We start from the raw sequence: 11,086 nt of genomic DNA, 5'->3' as shown, positions 1-11,086 counted from the left end.
ATCCACACCCAGCCCCGGTGCTCCCGGACCCCTTGCCACACCAGCCAGGCCCCACCGATCTCGAACAACGCGGCGAGCAGGAACAGGGCGGCGGACCGGGCGATGACCATGTCCTCAGCCTCGCATGAGGACAGGGCCCTTCAGCGGGAGCGGTCGGCTCGCTTTGCTGACGCCGCCCATCACACAGAAGGGTGAAGCATCTCGATCACCCACGCGTCGCTCGAACTGCCGACTTAGGCTCGCGCCACACAGCGACATGACAGCCCTCGGGCCGGGGTGCCACCCGGCCCGAGGGCCTGACCAACAAGGAAGTAGGGCTTCCCGTGGCTGACGGCGAGCCTAGCGCTCACGAGTTCATGGACCTCACGGTCTCCGAATACGCGTACATGTTCGGCTTCCTACAGGCAGACGGTCACCTCTACCAAGGTGAAGGCCGAAAAGGGCGGTTGACAGTCGAGCTCAGCGTCCAGGACATCGATCTGCTGTACCGGTTCAAGTACTTGACGCCGTACAACAGCAGGGTTACGGAGCGAGTACGGTCAACCAACTTCGCTGACAGCCATCACTCGGCAACCTGGTCCCTCTGCTCCCTGGAAGCCAGAACAAAACTCAACCAGCTCGGCCTTCCCTACGGCCGCAAGTCGAAGACGATCGCCCCGCCCCGCGTCGCCTTCTCCCGTCGCGACTACCTTCGAGGCCTCATCGATGCCGACGGAGCTGTCGGCTACACAGGTTCGGGGTGGCCCTTCATCTGTCTCGCTACGGCGAGCACGGCCATCGTCGCCTTTGTGCGTTCCTACGCTCAGGAGATCACGGGAGTTGAGCGCCTCGCTCGCCGAAACACACGGGACGAGATCTACAACATCACCTTCGAGAAGGAGGCGGCTCAGGAATTGACAGCTGACCTCTACTACCCGGGTTGTCTTTCGCTGGGACGCAAACAGGTCAAGGCAGACTCCGTCTCCCACTGGGCTCGCCCTGCCGACATGCGAATCGTGAACTCACGACGAGCCTGGACTGCCTACGAGGACCGAATGGTGCTGGACCAAGACGACATCGTCGCAGTCGCCACAGAACTCGGGCGCACTGAGAACAGCTGCCGTCGACGCAGGTGGCGCCTCAGGAACAGCAGGATGCTGATGCCGAACGATCAGTGAAGCCCTGAAGCCTGGGGCCCGGACCCGCAGTGGGACGGGTCCCGCAGTGGGGCCGGGCCCCACGTCATCAGCCATGCAGGCGCACCACCTGCTTCAACTCCACCACCACGCCTCCATTCCCTGCGGAACAGATGAAAGCACCAAAACGCAAAAAGGCGCCAAGGCCGTCGAAAAGGGATGCCGGACCGGCGTTCACAGCAGTGCGTGCGATACACATGGTGCCCGGGGGTCACCCCCGGGCGGCAAGTGAATAACCACAGGCAGGACTGCGCAGGCGTCCCGAGGGACCCGTCGAGAGGAGCCCCACCGTGCAGCGGAAGGCGTACGTACCCGGCGTCGCCGTGCTCCTCGCGGCACTGCTGGCCGCGTGCACGGGAGCGAGCGACGACGGTTCCAAGGACGACCCCCGCCCGGGCGAGGCCACCGCCTCGGCCACCGTCGCCCAGCCCGGCCGCTACGACACGCTCCCGGAACCCTGCGGCTCGGTCGGGCAGGACACCCTCGACACCCTCCTCCCCGGCATCGGGCAACTCCCCGACGAGGCCAAGCGCCGGCAGGCGTACGAGGGCGACGCGACGCAGACGTACGACACCGACCAGAAGGCCGGCTGCCGCTGGAAGGTGGAGGCCGCGGACGCCACCCACTACCTCTTCGTCGGCTTCGAGCGCATCGTGTCGTGGGGCAACGGGGTCAGCGACGACAGCAAGGCACAGGAGGTCTACGGCGGGAAGGTCGAGGCGGCCGACCTGCCGGAGCCGACGCCGTCCGTGTCGCAGAAGGAGAGCGAGGGCGCGGACGAGGAGAGCGACGAGCCCGAGGAGACGCAGACGTCGGGCGGGGCCACCGCCGATCCGTCCACGAGCGCCGCGTCCTCCGCCTCTGGATCCGCCTCCGGATCCGAAGCGTCCTCCGGATCCTCCTCCCCCTCACCGAGCGCGTCCGGCACCCCCGCATCCCTCCAGCCCCGCACGCTCGACGGCCTCGGCGACGAGGCGTTCCTCGACGACGCGCTCGGCACGAGCAAGCAGCGGACCGTGACTGTGGTGTTCCGCACGTCCAACGTGCTCGTGACCGTCGAGTACGAGGAGCAGCCGGCGACCACGACGGTGGTGCCGGACAGTGAGGAAATGCAGGACAGGGCCCGGAATCTGGCGGAGCGGCTGGCCGAGGCGTTCGACGACTGACGGCCTCCCGGGGGCGGTTCGGGTGCCCACACGAACCATCTGAACCAGAACCGCACTTCTTCTTCACCGCGTACGGTGGCCTCTCGGAACCCCGATCCGATTGTCCGTTTGTCCGATTGCGAAGGAACCATGCGACGAGCCGCAGAGTCAGACCAGCATCAGTCACCGCGCAGCGAGCGTTCGCCACGGGTGGCGCGCTTCGGACGGGTGGCGCGCTTCGGCGGGCACGAGCGTCCGGGCCGCTCCCGGGCCCTCGTCGGCGCGGCGGTCGTGCCGGTGATGCTGCTGGCGGTCGGCTGTTCGTCGGACTCCGGCTCCGACAGCGCCTCCGGTGACGAGACGCCGGCGGGCGCGGAGCAGTCGGTGAAGGAGAGCGCCACGCCGGAGGTCGTCGCCGCGAAGTACGCGAAGCTGCCGGACGCGTGCGAGGTGTTCCCCGACAAGACGCTGAAGTCGCTGGTCCCCGAGGGCGTGAAGTCCGGCAAGGCGATCAACAAGGCCGAGGCGGACGTGACCGGCGACTGCCGCTGGATCAGCCTCGACAACAACGGCGTGGACGGCTCCCAGTACCGCTGGCTGAGCGTCTCCCTGCACCTGCTGCCCTCGGACGAGGCGAACGGCCCGGGCGAGGACCGCGCGGCCAAGGCGCTCGAGTCGAAGGTGACGGCGGCGAAGGCGGTGGACGGGGCGAAGAACGTCAAGACGGAGCCGGCGACGGGCCTGGGCGACCAGGCGACCGTGGTCAAGTACGACCTGAAGAAGGACGGGGACACCTTCAAGCAGCAGACGATCGTGGTGCGCACGGAGAACGTGGTCATCACGCTCGACTACAACGGTGCCGGTCTGGCCGGTGAGAAGACACCTGACGCGGCCGCGCTGCTGAAGTCCGCGAAGTCCGCCGCCGAGGACGTCGTGGAGGCGGTCGAGGACGCGAACGACGGTTCGGACGCGTCGGCGTCGCCGTCGCCGTCGAAGAGTGCGTCCAAGGCACCGTCGGGCGATGCGACGAAGGCGTCGTCGTCGGGCGGTTCCGGTGCGGACATCAGCTCGGACGCGGACGGTGGCTCGGATTCCGATTCGGACTCGGGTTCGTCCACCTCCGGCAGCCGGAAGAGCAAGTCGTAGCCGCGCCTCACCTGGTGGTTCACGGGAGCCCGGTCCCCGCGGGGGCCGGGCTCGCTGCCATCCGGCAACCCGTTCGCCGTACACATGTGCCACTCTGTTGCGCGCAACAACACGCAAGGGGAGGGGAGTACGGGTGGCCGCGCCAATGCAGCTGACTCGAATGCACCGCGTTCTCATCGGCGTGGTCGTGTTCGGCGCCGTCATCATCGCCGGGATCGGCTTCGCGGGTTCGTACGCGGCGGTACGGGAACTGGCGGTCCAGAAGGGCTTCGGGAACTTCTCGTACGTCTTCCCGATCGGAATCGACGCGGGCATCTGTGTCCTGCTCGCCCTGGACCTCCTGCTGACCTGGATCCGCATCCCCTTCCCGCTGCTCCGCCAGACGGCGTGGCTGCTGACGGCGGCGACGATCGCGTTCAACGGCGCGGCGGCCTGGCCGGACCCGCTGGGCGTGGGCATGCACTCGGTGATCCCGATCCTGTTCGTCGTCGCGGTCGAGGCGGCCCGGCACGCGGTCGGCCGGATCGCCGACATCACCGCCGACAAGCACATGGAGGGCGTCCGCCTCACCCGCTGGCTGCTCTCCCCCCTCCCCACCTTCCTGCTCTGGCGCCGGATGAAGCTCTGGGAGCTCCGCTCCTACGACCAGGTCATCAAGCTTGAGCAGGAACGTCTCGTCTACCAGGCCCGCCTGCGCTCCCGCTACGGCCGCGCCTGGCGCCGCAAGGCCCCGGTCGAATCCCTGATGCCCCTCCGCCTGGCCCGCTACGGCGTCCCCCTGGCGGAAACGGCCCCGGCGGGCCTGGCAGCGGCGGGCATAGAACCGGCCCTGCTCCCGCCCGCGCCTCAGGTTGAAATCACCTCAGTTGCGGGCAACCGTGCCGCTGGAGCGGACCGGGCGGGCGCAGCGGCACCCCCCAGCGAGCAGCGCCCCCAACTGGAGAGCACCCCCACCCAGCAGCGGCCGGAACGCGCCGGGCAGCAGGAGCAGGGCTACACCGAGCAGGAACCCCCGGTCGACGAAAGCCCTTGGCTCCACGCCCGCCACCCCCAGGAGGTCCCCTACCAGGGCGGCTACGACCCGTCGTACGAGCCGGAGGAACAGTACGGGGAGTGGTACGAGGACCAGGACCCGGAGCAGTACGGGCAGAACGGCGCATACGAGCAGTACCAGCGCTTCGAGCCGGACCCCCGGGACCCCCGCTACCAGCAGCAACAGTTCGAGGCCCACGAACTCCAGGGCCCCGAACTCCAGGACCCGGAACCCTCTCCGGAGGAGACCGGCAGCTTCCCCATCCCGGCCGGCCCCGGCCGCACGCGCGAGCTGGGCGAGGGCGGCGGCGCCCCGGAGCCGACGGAGGAGGACTACTACCAGGTCTTCCGCCAGGTCACCAAGGGCGGGAACGGAGCGCCCACCCCACGCGGGCTCATCGCCGACATCGAGGGGACGTACGACGTCACGCTCGACGAGGCCGAGGCCAAGCGCATGGTGAACCGCTTCTCCAACCGCCTCAACGCGGAACTGACGGACGAGCACATCGCCTGACCGGTGCGTCGCGCACGAGGAGGGGGCGCCCGGTGGTGATCACCGGGCGCCCCCTCCTCGTGTCCTACGCCGCCTTACTCCCCCAGCAGGGCCCGCACCCGCTCCTGCCCCACGGCCAGCAGCAGCGTGGGCAGGCGCGGCCCCGTGTCCCGCCCGACGAGCAGGTGGTACAGCAGGGCGAAGAACGAGCGCTGGGCCGTCTTGATCTCCGCCGGCAGCTCCTTGGGCGTGGCGTCCGCCGCGAACCCGGCCTGCACCTTGGGCACGCCGTAGACGAGATGCGTGAGTCCGTCGAGCGACCAGTGCTCGGCGAGCCCGTCGAGCAGCAGCCGCAGCGACTGCTGGGACGCCTCGTCGAGGGACTTCAGCAGCTCGGCGTCGGCCTCCTGGCGCACGATGGTCCGCTGGTCGGCGGGCACCTGGGTGTTGATCCAGGCCTCGGCCTTGTCGAGCCGCGGCCGCACCTCGTCGAGGGAGGAGAGCGGGTCGGTGGGGTCGAGTTCGCTGAGGATGCGCAGGGTCTGGTCCTCGGCGCCCGCGGTGATGTCGGCGACGGACGCGAGGGTCCGGTACGGCATCGGGCGGGGCGTGCGCGGCAGCTCACCGGCGGCCGTGCGCACCGCGCGGGAGTGCGCGGCGATGTCGGCGGGCAGGGCGGAGCCGTCCGCGACCTTGGCGTCGAGCTTGTCCCACTCGTCGTAGAGCCGCTGGATCTCCTGGTCGAAGGCGATCTTGAAGGACTGGTTGGGCCGGCGGCGGGCGTAGAGCCAGCGCAGCAGCTGCGGCTCCATGATCTTCAGCGCGTCGCCGGGCGTGGGCACGCCGCCCTTGGACGACGACATCTTGGCCATGCCGGAGATGCCGACGAAGGCGTACATCGGCCCGATGGGCTGCTTCCCGCCGAAGATCCCGACGATCTGCCCGCCGACCTGGAAGCTGGACCCGGGCGAGGAGTGGTCGACCCCGCTCGGCTCGAAGACGACGCCCTCGTACGCCCACCGCATCGGCCAGTCGACCTTCCAGACGAGCTTGCCGCGGTTGAACTCGTTCAGCGCGACGGTCTCGGAGAAGCCGCAGGCGGTGCAGGTGTAGGTCAGCTCGGTGGTGTCGTCGTCGTAGGCGGTGACGGTGGTGAGGTCCTTGCCGCAACCCCCGCAGTAGGGCTTGTACGGGAAGTACCCGGCGGAGCCGGAGCTGCCGTCGTCCTCGCCGGCGGCGCCGGAGCCCTCCGCGGCCTCCAGCTCCGCCTCGTCCACCGGCTTCTGCGACTGCTGCTTCTTCGCCGGCGCCTTCTTGGTGCGGTACTGGTCGAGGATCGCGTCGATGTCCCCGCGGTGCTTCATGGCGTGCAGGATCTGCTCGCGGTAGACCCCGGAGGTGTACTGCGCGGTCTGGCTGATCCCGTCGAACTCGACGCCCATCTCGGCGAGCGCGTCGACCATCGCCGCCTTGAAGTGCTCGGCCCAGTTGGGGTGGGCGGAGCCCGCGGGGGCGGGTACGGAGGTCAGCGGCTTGCCGATGTGCTCGGCCCAGGAACCGTCGACGCCGTCGACGCCGTTCGGGACCTTGCGGTACCGGTCGTAGTCGTCCCAGGAGATCAGATGCCGGACCTGGTGCCCGCGGCGGCGGACCTCGTCGGCGACGAGGTGCGGGGTCATGACCTCGCGGAGGTTGCCGAGGTGGATCGGGCCGGACGGCGACAGGCCGGACGCGACGACGACGGGTTTGCCCGGGGCCCGACGCTCCGACTCCTCGATGACCTCATCCGCGAAACGGGAGACCCAGTCGGTGGTCTCGGTGCTCTGAGCCACGATCGGCACGTCCTCTTTTTCCTGGAGTTTCCATGGCCGCCGGTTACGGTCCCGGACGACCGCGCCATTCTCCCAGCCTTTCACTCCGTGGGTCGAACCGGGCGCCCAATAACGCGGGGGTGCGGGTGCGGTGGCGGGTGCCGGCCCGGTGGGGGCTTCTCGCGCAGTTCCCCGCGCCCCTGAAAAGCAGGGGCTGCGCCCCGTGCTTTTCAGGGGCGCACGGCCGTGGTCTTTCAGGCCCGCAGGGGCCTGGTCTTTCAGGGGCGCGGGGAACTGCGCGAGAAGCCCCACGCACCCGCACCCGCCACCGAACCCGAACCCCCACCCCCTGAGGCGCCAGAAAAACCCCTTTACCCACCGTGGGATACTGAACGACATCCACCCGTACCCCGAGGAGAACGGCTCCCCCTGATGGCTTCGGTCACGTCCCTCACCGCCTCCGTCCACCAGCGCCTCGCAACCGCCCTCTCGGCCACCCTGCCGACCGCGGACGCGGACCCGCTGCTGCGACGCAGCGACCGGGCGGACTACCAGGCGAACGGGATCCTCGCGCTGGCCAAGAAGGCGAAGGCCAACCCCAGGGAGCTGGCGACCCAGGTCGTCGCCCAGGTGGAGTCCGGCGAGCTGATCAAGGAGATCGAGGTCTCCGGCCCCGGCTTCCTCAACATCACCCTCACCGACGGCGCCATCACGGAGAACCTCGCCGCGCGGTACGCGGACGACACCGGCCGGCTCGGCGTCCCCACGGCGGAGCACCCCGGCACCACGGTCATCGACTACGCCCAGCCGAACGTGGCGAAGGAGATGCACGTCGGCCACCTCCGTTCCGCCGTGATCGGTGACGCGGTCGTGCAGATCCTGGAGTTCACCGGCGAGAACGTGGTCCGCAGGCACCACATCGGCGACTGGGGCACCCAGTTCGGCATGCTGATCCAGTACCTGGACGAGCACCCGCACGAGCTGGACCACAACGAGGGCGAGAACCTCCAGAAGTCCGGCGAGCAGGCCATGTCGAACCTGGACCGGCTGTACAAGACGGCCAGGAAGCTCTTCGACTCCGACGAGGAGTTCAAGACGCGGGCCCGCCGCAGGGTGGTCGACCTCCAGGCCGGCGACCCGCACACCCTCGCCACGTGGCAGAAGTTCGTCGACGAGTCGAAGATCTACTTCTTCTCCGTCTTCGAGAAGCTCGACATGGACATCCGGGACGCCGACATCGTCGGCGAGTCCGGCTACAACGACATGCTCGCGGAGACCTGCCGCCTCCTGGAGGAGCAGGGCGTGGCCGTCCGCTCGGAAGGCGCCCTGTGTGTCTTCTTCGACGACGTCAAGGGCCCGGACGGCAACCCGGTCCCCCTGATCGTGCAGAAGTCGGACGGCGGCTACGGCTACGCGGCCACCGACCTCTCCGCCATCAGGGACCGCGTCTTCAACCTCAAGGCGAACTCCCTCCTGTACGTCGTCGACGCCCGCCAGTCCCTGCACTTCAAGATGGTCTTCGAGACCGCGCGCAGGGCGGGCTGGCTGGACGACGACGTCGAAGCCGAGATCAAGCTCTTCCAGCTCGCCTTCGGCACCGTCCTCGGCAAGGACGGCAAGCCGTTCAAGACCCGTGAGGGCGAGACGGTCCGCCTGGTCGACCTGCTCGACGAGGCGATCGACCGTGCCACGACCGTGGTCCGGGAGAAGGCCGAGAAGGTGGGCCTGACCGAGCAGGAGATCGTCGAGAACGGCCGCTACGTCGGTATCGGCGCCGTCAAGTACGCGGACCTCTCCACCTCCGCCGTCCGGGACTACAAGTTCGACCTGGACCAGATGGTCTCGCTGAACGGCGACACGTCCGTCTACCTGCAGTACGCGTACGCCCGTATCCAGTCGATCCTCCGCAAGGCGGGCGAGGCCCGCCCGACCGCCCACCCGGAGCTCGAACTGGCCCCTGCCGAGCGCGCGTTGGGCCTGCACCTGGACCAGTTCGGCGAGACCGTGGCAGAGGTCGCGGAGTCGTACGAGCCGCACAAGCTGGCCGCGTACCTCTTCAAGCTGGCGACCCTGCTGACCACGTTCTACGACCAGTGCCTGGTCCTGAAGGCCGACACCCCGGCCCAGAGGGAGAACCGTCTGTTCCTGATCGACCTGACGGCCCGCACCCTGCACCGGGGCATGGCCCTGCTGGGCATCAGGACACCCGACAAGCTCTGACCGAGCCGGAGAGAGACCGAGAACAGGAGAGCGTGCCGCCGTACACCGGCGGCACGCTCTCCCCGTTCCGGTCGCGGCGGCCCGCTCTCCCTGTTCCCGTCCCGGCGGCTGCTCAGCCGCGGCCGACCCCCACCGGCCGAGCCGCTGTCAGTGGCGGCCCCTACAGTCACCCGCATGGCGACACTTCCCAACCCGCTGCCCCAGCTGGCGGCCGACCCGAGCGGGCGCGTGCTCGGGCTTGAACTCCCGCTTCCGCAGGGGAGGTTGATCGACACGACGGACGACGGCCCGTGGCACGAGCCCCTGCTGTGGTGCGCGGACGAGACGGCGACCCCTGGCGCCTGGGCAGCCGTCCAGCCCGCCCGCCGCACCGCCGGCCTCCTCCCGGTACTGCTGGACGTCGGCGGCGACCAGCACGGCCCGGAGGAGTGGGAGTTGCTGCCCGGCGAGATGTCCTACCCCGGCGACCACGACGCCGACGAGGTCCTGGCCGAGTTCTGGGACGCGTACGCCACTGTCGAGGACCCCGAGTGGCCGGGCCTCACCGCGCCCCCAACCTCCGCCCCGGACACGGCGCCCGACCCCGACACCGTCGCCGCCGAGACCGCCGACGCCCTCGTCAAGGACTCCTCACGGCTGAAGGACCCCCGCCTCGCCCTCGTCCCCGCCCGCCGCAGCGCCGACATCCCGGCGGCCATCGGGTGGACCGGCCCGACGAACCACGAGAACGACGTGGCGAGGCTCTGCGCGGTCCTGCGCTCCTGGGAGGACCGCTTCGGCATACGCGTCGTCGCCCTCGCCCACGACCACCTCGTCCTCTCCGTGGCCGCCCCACCCACCACCGAGGCCGAGGCCGAAGCCCTGGCCGCCGAGCATTTCGCCTTCTGCCCCGACAACATCTGGCAGGGCACGACCGACGGCACCCGCGGCTCCTACGCCCGCACCCTCCTCGGCGAACCCCTCTGGTCCTTCTGGTGGGACTGAGTCGCACCCCCGGGTGCCGCGCCGACCCGGTGTCCAGGGGGCATCGGCGGAAGCGGGCCACTCGCGGCCGACCGAGGTGAACCACGGCGGCGTGCCCCACCTCGGAAAATCCACTCGGCAGCACCCCGCAGCACACGGCACAGTGGCCCCATGGATGAGCGAGGGCTGGATCGCGACGGAACGATCGCACGCGAAGGCGCGCTGGACCGCGTGCCGGCGGCGTTCGTCCCCGTCGTCGATGCCGCGCGCGCTCACCTCACCGAGACGTTCGGCAGTCGGCGCCTGCACAGCGCCTACCTCTACGGCAGCATCCCCCGCGGCACCGCCACCCCCGGTGTCTCCGACCTCGACCTCCAACTCGCCCTCCACCACGAGCCCACCGAAGCCGACCGGGCCGACGCCACAGCGATCGAGGCCGCACTCGACCATGCGTTCCCGCAGATCGACGGCGTCGGGATCCTGCTGACCAGCGCTCGGGTTCTCCTCAGCGACGTCGAACGTCACGACGGCGGGTTCTTCATCGCCTGCCTCTGCACCCCGTTGCTGGGCCCTGACCTCGCGGCACAGCTGCCCCGATACCGCCCCACAGCCCTGCTCGCGCGGGAGACCAACGGTGACCTCGCCCGCGTGCTTCCGCTCTGGCGTGCCAGAGCGGCCGAAGCCACCACGGACGCCGATCTCCGGCCCCTCGGCCGTCTCGTCGGCCGCCGCGTCGTCCGCACGGGATTCACCCTGGTCATGCCTCGGTGGGGCGGCTGGACCAGCGACCTCGACCGGTCCGCCGAGATCTTCGGCAGCCACTACCCCGAACGCGCCGAGCAGATGCGTGTCGCCGCAGCCGTGGGCCGCGCGCCCTCACCCGACCCGGCGGTGCTCGGGATGCTCATCGACGACTTGGGCCCGTGGCTCGCGGCCGAATACACAGCCGTGCACGGCGAGAAAGCCCCGCGCCCCTGACGGGCAGGGCGGACCAGTCCGTTCCCACCTGCTCCGCCGTCCGGCGGAGCGCGGTCCGGAGCCGCGCTCGCCGAACCGCACCCGCGTCCCCACACGCACTCGGTCGGCTCACCCCCGCAACCC

8 protein-coding genes and 1 pseudogene are annotated in these 11,086 nt (G+C 69.8%); 7 read left to right on the top strand and 2 right to left on the bottom strand.

The annotated features are described in order from the left end of the window. Window positions 1-110: pseudogene (locus tag P1P70_RS31825) on the bottom strand (hypothetical protein); the annotation flags it as partial. 213 nt (window positions 111-323) lie between these two features. On the opposite strand from P1P70_RS31825, the gene P1P70_RS31820 reads away from it, so the two are divergent. From P1P70_RS31820 to P1P70_RS31805, 4 genes are all read left to right on the top strand, one after another. Further along, entirely contained in the window at window positions 324-1,157 is an 834-nt protein-coding gene (locus P1P70_RS31820; RefSeq protein ID WP_319243954.1) for an LAGLIDADG family homing endonuclease, read from the top strand. Window positions 1,158-1,465: 308 nt separating this feature from the next. Then, window positions 1,466-2,341, top strand: coding sequence for a DUF3558 domain-containing protein (locus P1P70_RS31815; RefSeq protein ID WP_319243952.1), 876 nt, complete (start codon window positions 1,466-1,468; stop codon window positions 2,339-2,341). A 129-nt stretch (window positions 2,342-2,470) separates the two neighbouring features. Further along, window positions 2,471-3,466, top strand: a complete 996-nt coding sequence (locus P1P70_RS31810) for a hypothetical protein (protein ID WP_319243950.1) — start codon at window positions 2,471-2,473, stop codon at window positions 3,464-3,466. Window positions 3,467-3,626: 160 nt separating this feature from the next. Continuing rightward, the gene (locus tag P1P70_RS31805; RefSeq protein WP_319243948.1) at window positions 3,627-5,012 is read left to right on the top strand and encodes a DUF2637 domain-containing protein; all 1,386 of its coding nucleotides are present in this window, start codon (window positions 3,627-3,629) and stop codon (window positions 5,010-5,012) included. A 74-nt stretch (window positions 5,013-5,086) separates the two neighbouring features. Here the strand turns inward: P1P70_RS31805 and lysS are convergent, their stop codons facing one another. After that, complete coding sequence (gene lysS, locus P1P70_RS31800; protein ID WP_319243946.1) at window positions 5,087-6,832, bottom strand: lysine--tRNA ligase; 1,746 nt, start codon at window positions 6,830-6,832, stop codon at window positions 5,087-5,089. 402 nt (window positions 6,833-7,234) lie between these two features. Between lysS and argS the strand changes: the two genes are divergently transcribed. From argS to P1P70_RS31785, 3 genes are all read left to right on the top strand, one after another. Beyond that, complete coding sequence (gene argS / locus P1P70_RS31795; protein WP_319243944.1) at window positions 7,235-9,022, top strand: arginine--tRNA ligase; 1,788 nt, start codon at window positions 7,235-7,237, stop codon at window positions 9,020-9,022. A 174-nt stretch (window positions 9,023-9,196) separates the two neighbouring features. Then, window positions 9,197-10,006, top strand: coding sequence for a DUF4253 domain-containing protein (locus tag P1P70_RS31790; protein WP_319243942.1), 810 nt, complete (start codon window positions 9,197-9,199; stop codon window positions 10,004-10,006). Window positions 10,007-10,156: 150 nt separating this feature from the next. Further along, window positions 10,157-10,963 carry a nucleotidyltransferase gene (locus P1P70_RS31785; RefSeq protein WP_319243940.1) on the top strand — a complete coding sequence of 269 codons (807 nt, stop codon included), beginning with the start codon at window positions 10,157-10,159 and terminating at the stop codon, window positions 10,961-10,963. Window positions 10,964-11,086: the final 123 nt, after the last annotated feature.

It is taken from the genome of Streptomyces sp. MB09-02B (genome assembly GCF_033794485.1).
In the GTDB taxonomy this organism is placed as follows: Bacteria; Actinomycetota; Actinomycetes; order Streptomycetales; family Streptomycetaceae; genus Streptomyces.
The sequence above is the reverse complement of the archived record's forward strand: the minus strand, read 5'-3'. Positions and strand labels throughout refer to the sequence as shown.